This is a genomic window from Streptomyces sp. KR55 (assembly GCF_052245645.1).
GTDB lineage: Bacteria > Actinomycetota > Actinomycetes > Streptomycetales > Streptomycetaceae > Streptomyces > Streptomyces flavusporus.
The window spans coordinates 1-18,542 of sequence record NZ_JBQQCE010000176.1 but is presented as its reverse complement, the minus strand read 5'-3'; the positions used below and the strand labels follow the sequence as shown (position 1 = coordinate 18,542).

General features: G+C 70.7%; 15 protein-coding genes and 4 pseudogenes. 7 read left to right on the top strand and 12 right to left on the bottom strand.

Features of this window, described 5'->3' with window-relative positions:
- The coding region (locus ACTWQJ_RS24950; protein WP_443308812.1) for an amino acid permease at positions 1-1,176 on the top strand (1,176 nt) is incomplete at its 5' end.
- Here the strand turns inward: ACTWQJ_RS24950 and ACTWQJ_RS24945 are convergent.
- Positions 1,173-1,582 (bottom strand): annotated as a pseudogene (locus ACTWQJ_RS24945) (alpha/beta fold hydrolase); the annotation flags it as partial. The gene ACTWQJ_RS24950 and the pseudogene ACTWQJ_RS24945 overlap by 4 nt on opposite strands.
- 20 nt (positions 1,583-1,602) lie before the next feature.
- Here ACTWQJ_RS24945 and ACTWQJ_RS24940 point away from each other — a divergent pair.
- Positions 1,603-1,878: pseudogene (locus ACTWQJ_RS24940) on the top strand (MarR family winged helix-turn-helix transcriptional regulator); the annotation flags it as partial.
- A gap of 4 nt (positions 1,879-1,882) precedes the next feature.
- Here ACTWQJ_RS24940 and ACTWQJ_RS24935 read toward each other — a convergent pair.
- The gene (locus ACTWQJ_RS24935; RefSeq protein WP_443308811.1) at positions 1,883-3,037 is read right to left on the bottom strand and encodes a CapA family protein; all 1,155 of its coding nucleotides are present in this window, start codon (positions 3,035-3,037) and stop codon (positions 1,883-1,885) included.
- 212 nt (positions 3,038-3,249) lie between these two features.
- Here ACTWQJ_RS24935 and ACTWQJ_RS24930 point away from each other — a divergent pair, with 212 nt between their 5' ends.
- From ACTWQJ_RS24930 to ACTWQJ_RS24920, 3 genes and pseudogenes are all read left to right on the top strand, one after another.
- Positions 3,250-3,795: a sigma-70 family RNA polymerase sigma factor gene (locus tag ACTWQJ_RS24930; RefSeq protein ID WP_129802655.1), complete on the top strand. Its 546-nt coding sequence runs from the start codon at positions 3,250-3,252 to the stop codon at positions 3,793-3,795.
- Between the two features lie 148 nt (positions 3,796-3,943).
- Entirely contained in the window at positions 3,944-4,459 is a 516-nt protein-coding gene (locus tag ACTWQJ_RS24925) for a hypothetical protein (RefSeq protein WP_443308810.1), read from the top strand.
- A gap of 179 nt (positions 4,460-4,638) precedes the next feature.
- Positions 4,639-5,289: pseudogene (locus tag ACTWQJ_RS24920) on the top strand (zf-HC2 domain-containing protein).
- A 165-nt stretch (positions 5,290-5,454) separates the two neighbouring features.
- Here the strand turns inward: ACTWQJ_RS24920 and ACTWQJ_RS24915 are convergent.
- Together ACTWQJ_RS24915 and ACTWQJ_RS24910 are read right to left on the bottom strand one after the other, a co-directional pair.
- On the bottom strand, positions 5,455-6,318 hold the full coding sequence (locus ACTWQJ_RS24915; protein WP_443308809.1) for an Fpg/Nei family DNA glycosylase: 864 nt from the start codon (positions 6,316-6,318) through the stop codon (positions 5,455-5,457).
- 41 nt (positions 6,319-6,359) lie between these two features.
- Positions 6,360-8,447, bottom strand: a complete 2,088-nt coding sequence (locus ACTWQJ_RS24910; RefSeq protein ID WP_443308808.1) for a SpoIIE family protein phosphatase — start codon at positions 8,445-8,447, stop codon at positions 6,360-6,362.
- Between the two features lie 185 nt (positions 8,448-8,632).
- Between ACTWQJ_RS24910 and ACTWQJ_RS24905 the strand changes: the two genes are divergently transcribed.
- Positions 8,633-10,054: a lipase maturation factor family protein gene (locus ACTWQJ_RS24905; RefSeq protein WP_443308813.1), complete on the top strand. Its 1,422-nt coding sequence runs from the start codon at positions 8,633-8,635 to the stop codon at positions 10,052-10,054.
- Here ACTWQJ_RS24905 and ACTWQJ_RS24900 read toward each other — a convergent pair.
- The 8 genes and pseudogenes from ACTWQJ_RS24900 to ACTWQJ_RS24865 all read right to left on the bottom strand — a co-directional run bounded on the left by ACTWQJ_RS24900 (position 10,042) and on the right by ACTWQJ_RS24865 (position 17,932).
- Entirely contained in the window at positions 10,042-10,887 is an 846-nt protein-coding gene (locus ACTWQJ_RS24900; RefSeq protein WP_443308807.1) for an amidohydrolase family protein, read from the bottom strand. The genes ACTWQJ_RS24905 and ACTWQJ_RS24900 overlap by 13 nt on opposite strands.
- A pseudogene (locus ACTWQJ_RS24895) lies at positions 10,872-11,221 on the bottom strand (L-rhamnose mutarotase). The gene ACTWQJ_RS24900 and the pseudogene ACTWQJ_RS24895 overlap by 16 nt, the downstream one beginning before the upstream one ends.
- Complete coding sequence (locus ACTWQJ_RS24890; RefSeq protein WP_443308806.1) at positions 11,221-12,204, bottom strand: aldo/keto reductase; 984 nt, start codon at positions 12,202-12,204, stop codon at positions 11,221-11,223. Before ACTWQJ_RS24890 ends, ACTWQJ_RS24895 begins: the two are co-directional and overlap by 1 nt.
- Complete coding sequence (locus ACTWQJ_RS24885) at positions 12,201-12,956, bottom strand: SDR family NAD(P)-dependent oxidoreductase (protein ID WP_443308805.1); 756 nt, start codon at positions 12,954-12,956, stop codon at positions 12,201-12,203. The genes ACTWQJ_RS24890 and ACTWQJ_RS24885 overlap by 4 nt, the downstream gene beginning before the upstream one ends.
- The gene (locus tag ACTWQJ_RS24880; protein ID WP_443308804.1) at positions 12,953-14,296 is read right to left on the bottom strand and encodes an L-fuconate dehydratase; all 1,344 of its coding nucleotides are present in this window, start codon (positions 14,294-14,296) and stop codon (positions 12,953-12,955) included. The genes ACTWQJ_RS24885 and ACTWQJ_RS24880 overlap by 4 nt, the downstream gene beginning before the upstream one ends.
- Positions 14,297-14,332: 36 nt before the next feature.
- Entirely contained in the window at positions 14,333-15,358 is a 1,026-nt protein-coding gene (locus ACTWQJ_RS24875) for an ABC transporter permease (RefSeq protein ID WP_443308803.1), read from the bottom strand.
- Positions 15,351-16,862 (bottom strand): sugar ABC transporter ATP-binding protein, encoded by a 1,512-nt coding sequence (locus tag ACTWQJ_RS24870; RefSeq protein ID WP_443308802.1) that lies wholly within the window; start codon positions 16,860-16,862, stop codon positions 15,351-15,353. The genes ACTWQJ_RS24875 and ACTWQJ_RS24870 overlap by 8 nt, the downstream gene beginning before the upstream one ends.
- A complete protein-coding gene (locus ACTWQJ_RS24865; RefSeq protein ID WP_443308801.1) occupies positions 16,859-17,932 on the bottom strand; it encodes a sugar ABC transporter substrate-binding protein in 1,074 nt (357 codons plus the stop codon). The genes ACTWQJ_RS24870 and ACTWQJ_RS24865 overlap by 4 nt, the downstream gene beginning before the upstream one ends.
- A gap of 183 nt (positions 17,933-18,115) precedes the next feature.
- Between ACTWQJ_RS24865 and ACTWQJ_RS24860 the strand changes: the two genes are divergently transcribed.
- The coding region (locus ACTWQJ_RS24860; RefSeq protein WP_443308800.1) for a FadR/GntR family transcriptional regulator at positions 18,116-18,542 on the top strand (427 nt) is incomplete at its 3' end.

The window sequence follows — 18,542 nt, the reverse complement described above, 5'->3', positions numbered from 1 at the left end:
CCCGAACTGCCGCTGTCGTACGCCGAGTTCGCCGGCCTCATTCCGAAGGCGGGTTCCGCGTACACGTACGGCTACGCGGTGCTCGGCGAGTTCGCGGGCTGGTTCATCGGCTGGGATCTGCTGCTGGAGTACACAGCGATCGTGGCGGTGGTCGCGATCGGCATCTCGGGATACTTCAGCTTCCTCATCGGCGAGATGGGCGCCGACCTGCCGAACTGGATGCTGGGCGCGCCCGGCACCGGCGACGGGCACCGGATCGACCTGTTCGCAGCGCTGCTGTGCCTGCTCATCGCGTATCTGCTGAACCTCGGCATCAAGAACGCGGCGCGCTTCGAGACGGCTGTGGTGGCGCTGAAGGTGCTGGTGGTGCTGCTGGTGATCGCGGTCGGTGTGTTCCACATCGACACGGCCAACTACAACCCGTTCTTCCCGTACGGGATCGGTGGGGCGTTCACCGGCGCGGCGACCGTGTTCTTCGCGGTGTTCGGGTACGACGCGATGTCGACGGCGGCCGAGGAGTCGAAGGACGCACAGCGGCACATGCCGAAGGCGATCATCTACTCACTGGCGATCTCGATGGTGCTGTACGTGGCCGCGTGTCTGGTACTGACCGGCATGCAGAACTACACGGAGATCGACCCGGAGAGCGGCTTCTCGACGGCGTTCAAGTCGGTGGGGCTGAGCGGGCTGGCGGATCTGATCGCGGTGGGCGCGATCATCGGCATTCTGACGGTCATGTTCACGTTCATGCTGGGCGTCACCCGGGTGTGGTTCAGCATGTCCCGGGACGGGCTGCTGCCGCCGTGGTTCGCGAAGACGCACCCCACGCGGCATGTGCCGACCCGCGTGACGTGGATCGTCGGGGTGGCGTCGGCCGCGATCGCCGGGTTCCTGCCGATCGGCGAGGCAGCCGAACTGACCAACATCGGGATCCTGTTGGCGTTCGTGGTGGTGTGCATCGCGGTGATCGTGCTGCGCTACCGGCAGCCGGAGCTGCCGCGCACCTTCCGTACGCCGTGGATGCCGTTCGTGCCGGCGGTGGGGGTCGTCTTCTCGATCTGGCTGATCACGTTCCTGGCGTGGCAGACCTGGGCGCGGTTCGCCGTGTGGTTCGCGCTCGGGCTGGTGATCTACTTCGGGTACTCGTACCGGAAGTCGGAACTGGCGGGCCGTTAGAGGGTGCGCAGGAAGTCGGCGAGGATCTCGTTGAAGACGTCGGGCCGCTCCATGTTCGGGTAGTGCGCGGCGTCTTCGACGGTGACGGAACGGCCGTCGGGGACGGTGCGCGCGAGTCGTTCGGCCTCGGCGATCAGTTCGGCGGAGTCCAGGGCTCCGTTCACGGCGAGCAGCGGTACGTCGATCTTCGGCACGCGGGGCCAGGTGTCGGTGAGGGGGACGTGCCAGTTCCGCTCACCGGCCGTGTGCTTGGAGATGGTGCCGAGGGCCATCTCCCGCAGCCGCCGCAGGATGTCCGGATCCACCTCGTCGACCGTGCGGTGCGGTCCGGCCACGGCCGCATGAACGCCGCCAGCCAGGCGTCGATGTCCCCGGCGCCCAGGGCGCGGGCGAACTCGGCCTCGATCTCACGCCCCACGGTTCGGTGGCCGGGCCCAGGCGCTGAGCCGGCAGTTCGTGCAGCGGATGGTCAACGACGCCGCGGCGCGCGGGCTGGTGGAGAGCGTCCCCAACCCGGCGCACCAGCGCTCACCCCTGATCCGGCTCGCGGACGAGGGCCGCGCGGCGATCACCGCCGTCCTCGCCCGCGAGCACGGCATCCTGCGGGAGGCCGGCGGCGATCTGACGGATGCCGAGGTGTCGGCGTGCCTGCGGGTGCTCGGCGAGATGCTGAAGCTGTTCGATCACGTCGACGTGAACTGACCGGCTACTCCCCCATCACCAGACCGTCCTGCGCCGCACCCCGGCTGAGCACGACCTGCTGGATGCGGTCGCGCGCGGCGGCGACGTCGGCGCCCTGGGCGAGGGCGGCGTTGATGTTGACCGCCCGGCCCGCGTCGATGTCGTACAGCTGCGGAATGAACTCGGCCTTCGTCACCTGCCAGCGCTGCCCCGGCCGGGCGGGCGGGGTGAAGGTGAAGCGGCCGATGGTGGACTGGGTGCCCCGGGGGTCCGGGACGCCCTGGCGGTCGGGCATCTGGCCGGTGACCTGGTCACCCATCCCGTAGACCACCCAGGTGCCGTTGACCTTCTCGTACGCCTGCGGGACATGGGCGTGGGTGCCGAGGATCAGGTCGATGTCGGGGCGGCCACGGGTCTTGGCGGCGGTGAGGGTCTCCGCCAGGCTCAGCTGCCGCCGGTCCGGTTCGTCCTGCCACTCGGTGCCCCAGTGCAGGGACACCACGACCACATCGGCGCCCGCCTGCCGGGCCGCCCGGGCGTCGGCGAGGATCCGGCCCTCGTCGATCTGGTTGACGGCCCAGGGCCGCCCCGGGAGCGGGTGACCGTTGGTGCCGTTGGTATAGGCGAGGTGGGCGACCATCGCCCGGCCCGCGGGCAGGATGGTGACCGTGCGCGCCTCGGCCTCGGTACGCGCCGCCCCGGCGTGCCGGACCCCGGCCTGGTCGAGGGCGTCCAGGGTGCGCCCGATGGCCTCGGCGCTGTCGGCGGTGCCGCGTGTGGCGGCGGTGGAGCAGCCGTCGTAGCCGGTCGCGGCGAGCCCTCCGGCGATCTCCGGCGGAAACGTGCCCGGCCGGCCGGCGTGGGCGCCTCCCACGCCGTACACGGCCTCCATGTGACACAGCGCCAGGTCCGCCTGGGAGACGACCGGCTCCACCCCGGACAGCATGGGCCGGAAGTCGTGGCCGACCCCGCCCCCGTCGAAGCGCGCCCGGTCGAGGACGGACGTGTGCGGGAGGACGTCGCCGGACGCGACGAGGGTGAATGCGCTGGAGTCGGCGGAGGCCGGACTGCCGGCCCGGCCGGAGGACTTCTCGTTCTGGGCCTGGCAGGTGGCGCCCGCGGCGAGAAGGGCCGTCAGGGCCAGGGCCACCTGCCGTCTGCGTGCGATGCGTACGATCATCAGCTCACCCCAGTGCGGTCACATTTACGGACTAATAAGTACGAAGTTGAACACAGCGCCAAACAGCCCCAGGGCTCCCTTTAACCCGTCCGGTGTGCGCAACCGGCGGTTGCGGACCGTTCGTCGTACCGTTCGCCGACGCGTTCGACCGTCCGCCGCACCAGCGTGTGCGCGCCCTGTCCCGGAACCGCACCCTGCGATCCCATACGCGCATGACGGCCGGAACCACCATCACCAACGGGACGACCGCCGAGCACGAGCTCGCCGCGCTGCAGCGGGAGCACGGCCGACCGCTCTTCGCGCTGCTGCTCCGGCTGTGCGACGGCGACCGGCAGCGCGCCGAGGACCTCGTCCAGGAGACCCTGGTACGCGCCTGGCAGCATCCCGAGGCGCTGCGCGCCGACGCCTTCGAGTCCGTACGGCCCTGGCTGCTGACCGTGGGCCGACGGCTCGCGATCGACGCGCGGCGGGCCCGGCAGGCACGTCCGCCGGAGGTCGGCGACGCCGTCCTGGAGAGCGCGCGGGTGATCGCCGACCACGCCGAGCGGTCGGCCGCGACCGTCGACGTACGCGAGGCTGTGAAGACACTCACTCCGGAGCACCGTGAAGTCCTGGTGCTCGTGTATTTCCAGGGGGCCAGTGTGGCGGAAGCGGCGGCAACCCTGGGGATCCCGCCCGGTACCGTGAAGTCCCGCGCGTACTACGCGCTGCGTGCCCTGCGCCGGGTGCTTCCGGGATACGCGGCCGACCTGCGGTGAAACCGACTGCCGAGTCAAACCTCCGTAAAGCGCCTTGCTGAGGACCCCGGTTGAGTAATCGGCTGTCCTCATCCGTGTTCCGGATGGGGCCGCGGGCCACCGGCCCGGGGTCGGGCGACGCGCACGCACCGGAGGAAGGCAGGAAGGGATGCAGCACAGAGGTCACCAGAGTACGGACGGCACCGGTGGCGGTGAACTGACCGTCCCCATGGCCTGGTTGTACGCCGAGTACATCGCCGACGAACTGCTGCGGACCGGCGATCTCATGCCGCCGACGTCCTTCGAGTTCCGCGCCGGGCGGGACGCCCTGGCACTGACCATCTTCCTGTCCGACACCGAGGGCGAGCTCTCCGGCATCCGGGTCGTCTCCCAGCTGGAGACCTGGCTGTCGCTGACGGCGTACGACCAGCCGTGGCAGGACTGGGTGCGCGAGCGCATGGCCGAACTCGTCGCCGAGGCGGCCCGGGCGGGCGGCCCCGCGCCGGACCTGGAGCTGGCTCAGGCGGCCTGGCGCTGGCTGCAGGAGACCGAGCTGCTCGCCCCCGACCTGAACGCGGTCCCGGGCGGCGGTGCCGTGGTGGGCGAGGACGACGGGCCGAAGGTGTGGACGCCGGCATGGCAGCTGGGGCTGCCGCTGGGGCACCTCGCCATCCATCTCTTCTAGATCCCTCTGGATTCCTCTGGATTCCTCGGAATCTGACCAATCCTCGGGCCGGGCCGCTCCGAATTCCTTGGTTGCGATTCTGTACGGGGCTTGAGTGATTCGGCGGCTTGGTGCGTACCGGTGGGAGCAAGGAGTAACCCCACCCACACCCACCGGCACGAGGATCACGAGGATTCGGCATGAGGTCCCTGGAGAGGCATCGCGACGTCGGCGCGTACGCGCTCGGCGTGCTGGACGAGGCGGACGCCTTCCGTTTCGAGGACCACCTCATGGAGTGCCCTCGATGCACCGCGCACGTCACCGAATTCGGGCCCACCGCACGGCAGTTGATGCTCTACCGGCGCGCGACGCCACGCTCGGTGCACCCCATGGCCGGACCCGGCCCGCGGCTGCTGGACCGGCTCCTCGGCGAGGTCGCGGCGCGGCACCGGGCCGGACGTCGACGGCTGCTGTTCGCCGTGGCCGCCGCGGTGGTGTGCGCCGTGGCCGGGCCCGGGATCGCGATCGTGACGGAGGGCGGTGACCGGGCGGTGCGCGTTTCGGCGACCGACGAGCGCACCGGGGTGTGGGCGCAGGTCACGACCGAGAACGAGGTCTGGGGCAGCCAGGTGGTGGTGGAGGTCAAGGATGCGGCGGGTCCCCGGGCCTGCCGGCTGGTCGCCATCGGCCATGACGGCTCGGAGTAGACGGTGACCAACTGGACCGCGCCCCACCATGACGCCCGCCCGAACACGCTGCAGGGCGCGGCGGCCCTGCATCCCGACCAGATCGCGCGGTACGAGGTGCGCACGAAGGCCGGGGAGCGGCTGGTGACGGTCGACTCGCGCTAGGCGCTCCGCTGGGTTCGGTAGGTCACTGCGGGTGCGTCGTGTGCGGGTGCGTCGTGGCTGGTCGCTCCCCCACTCTCGGCTTCGCTCGAGCGGGGGGACCCCCATCGCGGCGGAGCCGCATATCGATACAGCCCCGCGCCCCTTTGAGGCGCGGCCGAACGCCCGTCACTTGAGCAAGCGGGACATTCTGCGGTCTGCCAGTGGCTTGCCACCCGTCTGGCAGGTGGGGCAGTACTGGAGCGAGGAGTCGCTGAAGGAGACCTCCCGGATCGTGTCGCCGCACACCGGGCAGGGCTCGCCGGTCCGGCCGTGGACGCGCAGGCCACTCTTCTTCTCGGCCTTGAGGCGTCCGGCCGCCAGGCCCCGGGAGCGTTCGACGGCTTCCGTGAGCGTCGTGCGCAGGGCCTCGTACAGTCTTCGGGTCTCCTCGGGTGTCAGGGAGGCGGCGAGCTTGAACGGGGACATCTTCGCGGCGTGCAGGATCTCGTCGCTGTAGGCGTTGCCGACACCGGCGATCAGGCTCTGGTCGCGCAGGGCGCCCTTGAGCTGCCGGCGTTCGCCCTGCAGCAGCGCGGTGAACCGGGCCTCGTCGAAGTCGTCGGCGAGCGGGTCCGGGCCGAGCCTGGCCACGCCGGGCACCTCCTGCGGGTCCCCGACGACGTACACCGCGAGCCGTTTCTGGGTGCCGGCCTCGGTCAGGTCGAAGCCGGCACCGGTCTCCAGCGCGACGCGCAGCGCCAGTGGGCCCTTGCCGGGGCGGGGCGGGCCGTCCGGGAGGCGGTCCTTCCAGTGGAGCCAGCCCGCGCGGGCGAGGTGGGTCACGAAGTGCGGGCCGCCGTCCGTCTCGACGTCGAGGAACTTGCCGTAGCGGTGCACGGCGGCGGCCTCGCGGCCCTCGACGGCGGCGAGGGGCGGGTCGTACGTCTTGAGCACACTGATCGCGACCGGCAGCACGCGCACGATCTCGTGACCGACGAGGTGGTCGGTCAGGAAGTCCTTGAGCGCTTCGACCTCGGGCAGTTCCGGCATACGTCCAGAGTGCCATCCGGGACCGACAGTGCCAGGGGGATTCAGCGACGTTCCGGCACCACGAACTCGGCCCACACGCACTTGCCGCCGCCACGCGCCTCCACGCCCCACACGTCGGTGAGCAGCTCGACGAGGAGCAGGCCGCGTCCGGAGACGCAGGAGTGGGTCGCCTCGCGGCGGCGCGGCAGGGCGCTGGAGGAGTCCTCGACCTCGACGCGCAGCCGGCGGTCGGAGCCGGACAGGACCCGCAGGGTGAAGATCGCGGCGCCCTCGGTGTGCATCAGGGCGTTGGTGATCAGCTCGTCGGCGACGAGTTCGACCTCGTCGGAGCGGTCGGCGGCACCCCAGGCGCCGACCGCGGCGCGGATCATGTGCCGGGCCTCGGTGAGGGCCTCCGGGTCGCCGGGGGTCACGTGCTGCTGGAGCCGGCCGCCGGTCTGGGGGGCGTCCAGGCCGCGGCGGCGCAGCAGGAGCAGCGCCACGTCGTCCTCGCCGCCGCGTTCCTCGGCCACGTCGATGAGCAGGTCGGCGAGTTTCCACACGTCCTGGGGACCGGAGGCGACCAGCGCGGTGAGGGCCTGCACGCCGTCGTCGAGGTCGGCGCCGGGCTCTTCGACCAGGCCGTCGGTGCAGAGCAGCAGGGTGTGGCCGGGGTCGAGCTCGACGGTGCCGACGGGGTACTCCAGGCGCCCGAACTCGGCGGACAGGCCGAGCGGCAGGCCGCCCGGGACGGGCACGCGGCGGCAGCTGCCGTCCGGGGCCCGGATCAGCGGGTCGATATGGCCGGCCCGGACCACCTGGACCACGCCGGTGGCCAGGTCGGCCTCCGCGTACAGGCAGGTCGCGAAGCGGTCGGTGTCCAGTTCGTGGAGGAAGACGGAGGCGCGGGCCATCACCGTGGCGGGCGTGTGCCCCTCGGCGGCGTAGGCACGCAGGACGATGCGCAGCTGGCCCATGACGGCGGCGGCGTGTGTGTCGTGGCCCTGGACGTCGCCGATGACGGCGCCGACCCGGCCGCCGGGGAGCGGGATCAGGTCGTACCAGTCGCCGCCGATGTCCCGGCCGAGGGAGCCCCCGGCACCGCCGGCCCGGTAGCGGACCGCGACGTCGGCGCCCCGCACACTGGGGATGGTGCGCGGCAGCATGGCCTGCTGGAGGCCGCTGGCCAGGTCCTTCTCCTGCTCGTAGAACATCGCCCGCTGCAGGCTCTGCGCGATGCTGCTGCCGAGCGCGACCAGGATGTTGCGTTCCTCGGGGGTGAAGCCGCGGCGGTCGTTGTAGAGCAGGCCCATCGCGCCGATGGGCTGGGCCTGGACGATGAGCGGCAGATAGGCGGCCGAGGTGATCTCGAGGTCGGTGATGTGCGGCCACAGGATGGGGTAGCCCTCGGCAAACTCCTCCGGGGACTCGATGAAGCGGGGGCTGAGGGTGCGCACGACCTCGCTCATCGGGTAGGGCTCGTCGATCCGGGTGATCAGCGTGCCGGGCACGAAGCTGCCCTCGGGGCCCTCGGCGACCAGCCGGATGCGTCCGGCCTCCACCAGGCCCATGACCAGACTGGTCGCGCCTAGGTGGGTGACGCCGTGGGTGTCCTTGAGGACGTCGATGACGTCCTGGACGGTACGGGCGTGCGCGAGGGCGGCCGTGGTGAACTCCACGACGTCGGTCTGATCGCGCCGGGCGTGGTCCTGGCCGGCCTGCTCGCGGCGCACCGCGAACTCGCCGAGCTCCTGGGTGGCGTCCCGGACGATGCCGATGATCCGGCGCGGCCGGCCCGTCTCGTCGCGCCGGATGTAGCCCTGGGTGTGGGTCCAGCGCAGGGTGCCGTCGCGGCAGCGGAGGCGGAAGTAGGCGCCGTAGTTCTCGCTGCCGTCCTTGATGGCCTGGGCGACCAGGGTGTCGAGTCGCCGGCCTTCGGTGCGCGGGACCCGGACGCCCAGGGACTCCGGGCGGCCGTCGTATTCCTCGGGGCGCAGGTCGAAGACCTCGTGGGCCTGGGGGTCCATGTGGAACAGACCGGTGTCCAGGTCCCAGTCGAAGCTGCCCATCTGGTTGAGCGCCAGGATCGGGTCCGGGTGGGCGGGCCAGTCGTCCGGGAGAGACAGGGCGCTCGCTCCCCGATCAGCCATGCGCCCACTTTGCCAGGATTCGACCGATTCTTCGACCGGGTCAGCTGTCGAGGGCGTCAGGCGGACTGCCGAGGATGTCTGCTTCACTCTCCTGTGGTCACGCAAACAGAGAGGGTAGATGCAGAGAGTGACGAACCGGCCGAGGTCAGCGGTGCCGCCAGAATGGAGGAGAGGAGCGCATGCCCGTGAACTGGTTCACCGCACCCGACTACTGGCTGAGCCGGCTGGTCTTCCAGCGGGCTCTGGCCGGCGTGTACCTGGTCGCGTTCCTGACGGCGGCCCTGCAGTTCCGGGCGCTGATCGGCGCCCGCGGGATGCTGCCGGTGCCGCGGTTCGTCGAGTACGTGCCGTTCAAGCGGGCGCCGAGCCTCTTCCAACTCCACTACTCGGACCGCTTCTTCGCGGTGTGCGCCTGGTCGGGCTGTGCGGTGTCGGCGGCGCTGCTGGCCGGCCTGGACTCGCTGCTGCCGTTGTGGGGCGGCATGCTGCTGTGGCTGGTGCCGTGGGCGCTGTATCTGTCGATCGTCAACGTCGGCCAGACCTGGTACGGGTTCGGCTGGGAGTCCCTGCTGCTGGAGGTCGGCTTTCTCGCCGTGTTCCTCGGCAACGACGAGGTGGCGCCGCCGATCGTGGTGCTGTTCCTGCTGCGCTGGATCCTGCTCCGGGTGGAGTTCGGGGCGGGTCTGATCAAGCTGCGCGGGGACGCGTGCTGGCGGAAGCTGACGTGTCTGGACTACCACCACGAGACCCAGCCGATGCCGGGCCCGCTGAGCTGGTTCTTCCACCATCTGCCGCGCCCGCTGCACCGGGTGGAGGTGGCCGCCAATCATTTCACCCAGCTCGTGGTGCCTGTTCTGCTGTTCACCCCGCAGCCGGTCGCCACCGCCGCCGCCTCGCTGATGATCGTCACGCAGCTGTGGCTGGTTCTGTCGGGCAACTTCTCCTGGCTGAACTGGATCACCATCGTGCTGGCCCTGTCCGTGGTGCAGTTCCCGAGCGATCCGCCGGCGGTGCCGGACGCTCCCCTCTGGTACATGGTCGTGGTCCTCGCGGTCGCCGCGCTGATCGTGTTCCTCAGCTATCAGCCGGTCCGCAACATGATCTCCCGCCGCCAGATCATGAACCGCTCCTTCGACCCGCTCCACCTGGTGAACACCTACGGCGCGTTCGGCAGCGTCAGCCGGGTGCGGTACGAGGTGGTGATCGAGGGCACCGCCGACGCCGTACCGCACGAGGACTCCGACTGGCGGGAGTACGAGTTCAAGGGCAAGCCCGGTGATCCCCGGCACTGGCCGCGCCAGTTCGCGCCGTACCATCTGCGGCTGGACTGGATGATGTGGTTCGTCGCGCTGTCGCCCGCCTATGCCGGCTCGTGGTTCGGCGCGCTGGTGGAGCGGCTGCTGGAGAACGACCGGGACACGCTGAAGCTGCTGCGCCGCTCACCCTTCCCGCCCGACGAGCCCCCGCGGTTCGTCCGCGCCCGGCTCTTCCGTTACCGCTACACCACCTGGCGGGAGCTGCGGGAGACGGGTGCGTGCTGGGAGCGGACGTATGTGCGGGAGTATCTGCCGCCGACCCGGCTGGCGGAGGTGGCTCAGAGGCCGTAGACACGGGTGGCGGTGGTTTCGAAGACCCGTGTGCGATCGAACGGGCTGAGCAACTCCTCCGCTGTGGCAAGCACCTGACCGTACGACGCCGCCAGAGTGCACACCGGCCAGTCGGAGCCGAACATCAGCCGGTCCGGGCCGAAGGCGTCCAGCACCACGTCGGCGTACGGGCGCAGGTCGTCGACCGTCCAGGAGGCGAGGTCCGCCTCGGTGACCATGCCGGAGAACTTGCAGACAGTGTTGGAGAGAGCGGCCAGAGAGCGGACGGCGGTCTCCCAGGGTTCTCGCTCGCCGGAGGCGATGGGCGGCTTGCCCAGGTGATCGAGGACGAAGGTGAGCTGCGGCAGCGCCTCGGCCGCCTTGACGCAGGCCGGCAGCTGGTTCGGCAGGACGACCAGGTCGTAGACCAGCCCCGTGTCCGCGACGGCGGCCAGTCCGCGCCGTACCTCCGCACGCAGCAGCCACTCCGGGTCGGGCTCGCCCTGGACCTGGTGGCGGATGCCCTTCAGGTACTGCCCTCCGGGCAGCTCCCGCAACCGGGCCAGTTCCTCGGCGACGTCCGGGCGGGTGAGGTCGGTCCAGCCGACGACACCGGCGATCAGCTCGTGCTCGGCGGCGAGGGCCAGGAACTCCGGGGTCTCCTCGGGCACAGTGATCGTCTGGACGAGGACCGTACGGTCGACTCCGGCCTGCCGTGCTTCGGGGGCCAGGTCGGCGATGGTGAAGTTCCGCCGGAGCGGCTGGAGATCGGGACCGGTGATCCAGTCCTGGTCCCGGACGGAGAGATCCCACACATGGTGATGGGCGTCCACGACCGTCACGGCAGCTCCCATACGACGGGCAGGCCGGCGTCCGCGCCCTCACCGGAGTAGTCGTGCACCACGTCGAGCAGCTCGGCCATGCGGGCCTGCCAGGCCACGTTCACCGGCAGTTTCTCCAGCTCGGCGAGGAGCCGGCCGTAGTCCTCGCACTCCAGGACGTGGAAGAGGTCGGTGCCTCCCCCACGCTCGAATGCGCTCGCGCGGGGGACCCCCACCGCCAGATCGTCCAGGAGGAGGCACCGGCGGCCCGGATGGCGTCCGTGAGTTCCTTCGGGACCTCGCGGTGAGCGGCCTGGTACTCGGCGACACGGTCCGCGCGGACCTTGGTGTGCAGGGCGACCCTCATCACGGCTCCTCGGCGGGGACGGGGGCGTCGGGCGGCAGGAGACCGGTGTCGCGCAGCTCCTGCCAGAAGGCGGTGGGCACGGAGGCCCCGAACTGCTGGGCGCAGTCGACGACTTCGTGCGCCGAGCGGGCGCCGACGAGGACGCTCGCGACCGCCGGGTGGGCGGCGCACAAGGCCAGGGCGGCGGCGCGCAGGGTGGTGCCGTGGCGGTCTGCGACGGACTTCAGCCGCAGGGCGCGGTGCAGCAACTCGGGTGACGCGGTGGCGTAGTTGTACGTCGCACCCGGCTTCGGGTCCGCCAGGAGGCCGGAGTTGAAGGCGCCGCCGATCACGACGGAGGTGCCGCGCGCCTGGGCGGCGGGCAGCAGCTCGGTGAGCGCCCCCTGGTCGAGCAGCGTGTAGCGGCCGGCGCACAGCACCACGTCGACGTCGGTGTCGTGCACGAAGCGCGTGAGCATCTCCGCCTGGTTCATGCCCGCGCCGATCGCGCCGACGACTCCCTCCGAGCGGAGCTTCTCCAGCGCCGGGTAGCCCTCCCGGAAGGCCCACTCGGCGTGGTCGTCGGGGTCGTGGAGGTAGACGACGTCGACGCGGTCGAGACCGAGCCGTTCCAGGCTGGCCTCCAGGGTGCGTCGTACGCCGTCCTCGCTGAAGTCCCAGACGCGGCGGTGCGTGGCGGGGACGGCGAAGCCGTTGCCGAGGTCGTCGCCAGTGCCGTCCGACGGCTCCAGGCGGCGGCCCACCTTTGTCGAGATCGTGTACTGCGCGCGGGGGCGTTCGCGCAGGGCCGCGCCGAGGCGGCGTTCCGACAGGCCGAGGCCGTAGTGCGGCGCGGTGTCGAAGTAGCGGATGCCGCGCTGCCAGGCGGCGTCCACCGCCTCGTACGCCTGCTGCTCGCCCACCTCGGTGTAGAGGTTGCCGATGCCCCCGGCGCCGAAGGCCAGCTCGCTGACCGGGACGGCGCTGCCGCCGAGCCTCTTCACCGGCCCACCGGCCGCAGGCGCAGGCCCTGCATTCCGCCGTCGACGGCGAGGGCGGTGCCGGTCGTGGCCCCGGAGAGGGGGCTCGCCAAGTAGGCGATGGCGCCCGCGACTTCGGCGGCCGAGACCAGGCGGCCCGTGGGCTGGCGGGCCTCCAGAGCGGCGCGTTCGGCGGCCGGGTCGGCGGCGGCGGAGAGCAGGCGGCCGACCCAGGGGGTGTCCACCGTACCGGGGTTGACGCAGTTGACGCGGATGCCCTCGCGGACGTGGTCGGCGGCCATGGCGAGGGTGAGCGAGTGGACCGCGCCCTTGGTCGCGCTGTACAGCGCCCGCTGCGGGAGCCCCGCCGTGGCCGCGATGGAGCAGGTGTTGACGATCGCCGCGTGCGCGGACCGGCGCAGATGGGGCAGCGCGGCGCGGGCCACCCGCACCATGCCGACGACGTTGACGTCGAGGCCCCGGTGCCACTCGGCGTCGTCGTTGTCCTCGACGGTCCCCTGGGCGCCGATGCCGGCGTTGTTGATCACTACGTCCAGTCCGCCGAGGTCGGCAACCGCGGCCGCCACGGCCTCGCGTACGGAGGCGTCGTCGGTGACGTCGGCGCGGAAGGCGAGCAGCGGCTTCTCCACCGACGACGGGTCGAGGTCGAGCACGGCGACCTGGGCGCCGCGCTCGGCCAGGAGTTCCGCGGCGGCCCGGCCGATGCCGGAGGCGCCGCCCGTCACCAGGGCCTTGAGGCCCTCGAAGTCGCTCATGCGGCCTGACCCTTCTTCTGCGTCTCGAGGTCGGCGGCCCAGAAGGTACCGCCGGGGAACGTGTACCGCGCGATCGACTCGGGCCGCATGGCAGCCGAGAAGCCCGGCGCGATGGGTGCCATGTAGTGACCTTCCCTGATCACCACCGGATCGAGGAAGTGGTCGTGCAGATGGTCGACGTACTCGATGACACGGTCTTCGGTGGTGCCGGTGACCGCCACATAGTCGAACATCGACAGGTGCTGGACGAGTTCGCACAGCCCGACGCCGCCCGCGTGCGGGCACACCGGCACGCCGAACTTGGCGGCGAGCAGCAGGATCGCGAGGTTCTCGTTGACGCCGCCCACGCGGGCCGCTTCGATCTGCAGGACGTCGAGGGCGCCGGCCTGGAGGAGTTGCTTGAAGACGACCCTGTTCTGCACGTGCTCGCCGGGGGCCACCTTCACCGGAGCGACGGCCTTGCGGATGGCCGCGTGGCCGAGGACGTCGTCGGGGCTGGTGGGCTCCTCGATCCAGTACGGGTCGAACTCGGCGAGGGCCTTGGTCCAGCGGATCGCCTCGTCGACGTCCCAGCGCTGGTTGGCGTCGATCGCCATGCGGATGCCCGGGCCGACGACCGAGCGGGCGACACGGCAGCGCCGTACGTCGTCCTCCACGTCCGCCCCGACCTTCAGCTTGATCTGCCGGAAGCCGTCGGCGACGGCCTCGGCGGCGAGGCGGGTGAGTTTGTCGTCGTCGTAGCCGAGCCAGCCGGCGGAGGTGGTGTAGGCGGGGTATCCGCGCTTCAGGAGCCGGGCTGTGCGCTCTTCCGAGCCATCCCGGCCCCGGCGAAGGATCGTCAGCGCCTCTTCGGACGTGAGCGCGTCGGTGATGTACCGGAAGTCGATCTGGCGGACGATCCACTCGGGGTCGGCGTCGGCGAGCAGGCGCCACAGGGGCTTCTCGGCCCGCTTGGCTGCGAGGTCCCACACGCCGTTCATGACCGCGCCGATCGCCATGTGCATCACGCCCTTCTCGGGGCCGAGCCAGCGCAGCTGGCTGTCGCCGATCAGGTCGCGGTTCAGGGTCCCCGGGTCGGCGCACAGCTCGTCGACGGACCGGCCGACGACATGCCCGCGCAGCGCCTCGATCGCGGCGACCTGGACCTCGTTGCCCCGCCCGATGGTGAAGGTGAATCCGTGCCCCTCCAGCCCGTCCCCGGCGTCGGTGCGCAGGACGACGTACGCGGCCGAGTAGTCGGGGTCCGGGTTCATCGCGTCGGAGCCGTCGAGCTCGCGCGAGGTGGGAAAGCGGATGTCGTAGGTGTCGACCGCGATGATGCGGGCGGAACTCGGGGACACAGAGGGCCTTTCGGTCGGTGGCAGTCAGGCGCGGGGTCAGTCCTGCGCGCGGCCCGTCGTCACGCGGGCGATCATGAGGGCGACCAGGATGATTCCGCCGTAGATGGCCTGGATCCAGAAGGACGGGACCTGGGCGAGGGTGAGCAGGTTCTGGACGACGCCGAGGAGGAGTACGCCGGTCAGGGCGCCGAACATGGTGCCCTTGCCGCCGTCCAGGCTGATGCCGCCGATCACCGCAGCCGCGAACACGGTGAAGATCATGTTGTTGCCCTGGTTGGCGCTGATCGCCCCGACGTAGCCCGTCTGGATGATCCCGCCGACGGCCGCGAGGGTGCCCGCGACGACGAACACGCCGAGCATCACACGCTCGACCCGGATGCCTGCCGCGCGGGCGGCGTCCGCGTTCCCGCCGATGGCGTACAGGGCTCGTCCGATGCGGTGGTACTTGAGCACGAACCCGGCGATCGCGAAGGCGGCCGCCGCGAGCCACACCGACATCGGGATGGTCAGGAAGGTGGTGGTGGCGAGGGAGTAGAAGCTGTCGGGCATCCCGAACAGCGTCTTGCCCTTGGTCGCCCCGACCAGCAGACCACGCAGGACGATCAGCATCGCGAGCGTCACGATGAACGCGTTGAGCTTGAACTTCACGACCAGGATGCCGTTGAAGGCACCGACGGCCGCTCCCGCGACGACGATCGCCAACAGGGCGAGGGCGGCGGGGAGTTCGGTGCCCCAGCCGGACTGCGCGGCGGGCAGGACGAGAAGCGCTCCGACGGCGGGTGCGATGCCGACCACCGATTCCAGGGACAGGTCGAACTTGCCGGTGATGAGAACGAGCGACTCGGCCAGCACGACCATCGCCAGCGCGGCGGAGGCGCCCAGGATCGAGATCAGGTTGCGCTCGGTGAGGAACGAGTCGTTGACCAGCGCGCCGAGCACCATGAGGAGCAACAGGGCTGGCACGAGGGCGAGTTCGCGTGCACGGCGGAGCAGGACCGTCCTGGCCGCACGGGGATCGGGGACCTTGACGGGCGTAACCGGTGGGGCCTTGGTGTCAGCCATGGTCCACTCCTTCGATGGAGGCGATCAGCTCGTGGTCGCGCCAGCCCGCCGGGTGCTCGGCGACGACACGGCCGTGGAACAGGACGAGGACGCGGTCGCAGCGGCGCAGGTCATCGAGTTCGTCGGAGACGACGAGTACGGCGGTGCCGTCCTCGCGGGCGCTGTCCATGCGGGCGAGCAGGGACTCCTTGGACTTCACGTCGACGCCCGCGGTGGGGTTGATCAGCACGAGCAGACGGGGGTCTGAGGCGAGGGCGCGGGCCATCACGACCTTCTGCGCGTTGCCGCCGGACAGGTCGGAGACGGGCTGGTCCGGGCCCTCTGTGTGGATGTCGAGGCGTTCGATGAGGGCGGTGGCGAAGCCGCGCTTGCGTTCGGTGCCGACGAAGCCGAAGCGGCCGAGCCGGTCGAGGACGCTCATGGTGGCGTTGTCACCGATGGTCATGCCGGCGACCAGGCCCTGGTCGTGCCGGTCGCGGGGCACGCAGGCGACGCCCGCCTTGAGGGCGGCCTGCACATCACCGAACGGGAGCCGCTCGCCGTCCAGTTGAGCGGTCCCGCTTGTCGGGGTGTGCAGTCCCGCGAAGGACTCGGCGAGCTCCACCTTGCCGCTGCCGCTGATCCCGGCGAGTCCGACGACCTCGCCGCGGCGGACGGTGAGGTCGATGTTCTCGTACGACGGTGAGGTGAGCCCGCGCGCTTCGAGGAGGACGGGCGCGTCGTGGTCGACGTCCCGGGGGTCCACGGCCTGTTCGGCGATGGTCTCGATGGACTCGCCCGCCATGGCCTCGACCAGGGCCCGGCGCGGGAGTTCGGCGACCGGTGCCGTCGTGATCCAGCGGGCGTCGCGCAGGACCGTGACGGTCTGGCAGACCTCGTACACCTCCTGGAGGTGGTGCGAGATGAACAGGAAGGTAACGCCGGAGTCCTGGAGCGCCCGCATGCGGGCGAAGAGCCGCTCGATCTCACGGTTGTCGAGCTGGGCGGTGGGCTCGTCGAGGATGATGAAGCGGACGCCGAAGCTCAACGCCCTCGCGATCTCGACCATTTGACGGTCCTCGACCTTGAGGTCGGCGGTGCGGGCCTCGGGGTCGACGTGCACGTCCCAGGTGTCGAGGAGCTGGGCGGCCGCGGCGCGCAGCTTGCGCCAGCTGATGAAGCCGCGGTTGAGCGGCTGCCGGTTGATGAAGAGGTTCTCGGCGACCGTCAACTCGGGGACGACCGTGGGCTTCTGGTACACGCAGGCGACCTTGCGGCGCCAGGCGTCGCGGTCGGCCAGCGGGGGCGCGGGGTCACCGTCGAAGCGGACCTCGCCCCCGTCGGCCGCCTGGAGGCCGGTGAGGATGTTGACCAGGGTCGACTTGCCGGCGCCGTTGCGGCCGACGAGGGCGTGGGACTCGCCGGGGAGGACGGTGAGCCGGGCGTCGGCGAGGGCAGTGGTGGGGCCGTAGCGCTTGACGATGTCCCGCGCCTCGACGATGGGTGTGATCACGGCCGTACTCATTTGACCGTGTTGCCCCAGAGCTCGGGGTCGTCGACGTTGTCCTTGGTGACCAGCGGGGCGGGCAGCTGGTCCTCGAGGATGCCGCTGGGCAGCTTGACGATGGTCGAGTCGTGGTCGGTGGGGCCGGGCTCGAACGTCTTCCCCTCCATCGCCGCCTTGATGTAGTACATGCCGTACTTGGCGTACAGGTCGGCGGGCTGGGAGACGGTCGCGTCGATCTCGCCCTTGCGGATGGCGTCGTACTCCTGCGGAATGCCGTCGTTGGAGACGATCGTGATGTGACCGGCCTGCCCGGCCTTCTTCAGCATGCCCTTCGACTTCAGGGTCTGGAGGGTCGGCGCGAGGTAGACGCCGCCCGCCTGCATGTAGATGCCCTTGATGTCGGGGTTGGCGTTCAGGAGGGTGTCCAGCTTGGAGGCCGCGGTGTCGGACTCCCACTTGGCCGGGATCTCCAGGACCTTGAGCTTGGGGAAGTTCTTCTTGACGCAGGCGCGGAAGGCCTCGGAGCGGTCGCGGCCGTTGACGGAGGCGAGGTCGCCCATGATCTGCACGACCTTGCCGGAGCTGATGTGCTCGCCGAGGTACTGGCAGGCCTTTTCGCCGTACGCCACGTTGTCGGCCCGTACCACCATCGCGACCTTGCCCTTGTCGGGCGCCACGTCGACGGCGACGACCGGCACGCCCTTGCGCTCCGCCTGGTCGAGGCCGGCCTCGATGGCGGCGCTGTCCAGCGGGGCCACGACCAGGCCCTTCACGCCCTGGTTGAGTTGGTTGTTGATGTCGGTGATCTGCTGTGAGGGGTCGCTGTTGGAGTTGACCGTCTTGAGCGCGTCGACGCCTTCCGACTTGGCCGTCTTCGGCACGTAGTCGTTGTACGACTGCCAGAACGGCGAGGTCAGCAAGGGCAGGATCACTCCCACCTTGCCGGTACCGCCGCCTCCTCCGGCGCTGGAGGCGCCGGTGTCCTTGGTGCTGCCGCACGCGGCGAGCACGAGCGAGGCGCCGGCGACCGCGGCCACCGCCTTGACCATCCGTGATCTGTTCTGCTTCCGCGCTGTTGTGCCGGGCATCTGGCGGCTCCTCGTTGAGCGTGTTCGAGCAGATGCCCGCATATTTATCAGACCACTTTGCCGGTACAACACCCTGCGGAGGCAGATTCTCGCTGTTTTCGGCCGTAGTGGTCCGACCAACCTGGTGATTACACTGCCGCTCACCAGGCGCCCTCAGACGCCTCGGGCGACGGGAGGAATGGCGTGGACGAGACAGCCCCGCAGAAGGGCACCGTGACGCAGCGCGCCATCGAGCGGATCAAGGCGATGATCGCCGAGGGGCGGCTGGAGCCCGGCCAGCGGCTGCCGACCGAGCGCGATCTGGCGGCCCAGCTCGGCATCTCCCGCAGCTCGATGCGCGAGGCGATCCGCGCGCTGACGGTGCTGGGGGTGCTGGAGGCCCGGCACGGCTCCGGCATCTACGTCACGCAACTGGAGGCTGGCGACCTGCTGGAGACGTTCGGTGTGGTGGCCGACCTGTCCCGCGGTCCACGTCTGGTGGAACTGCTGGAGGTGCGCCGCATCCTGGAGTCGACGGCGACGGCCCTGGCGGCGGCGCGCATCACACCGGACCGGCTGGCAGAGGTCGAGAAGCACCTGACGGCGATGAACGCCACGGACGACCCCGAGG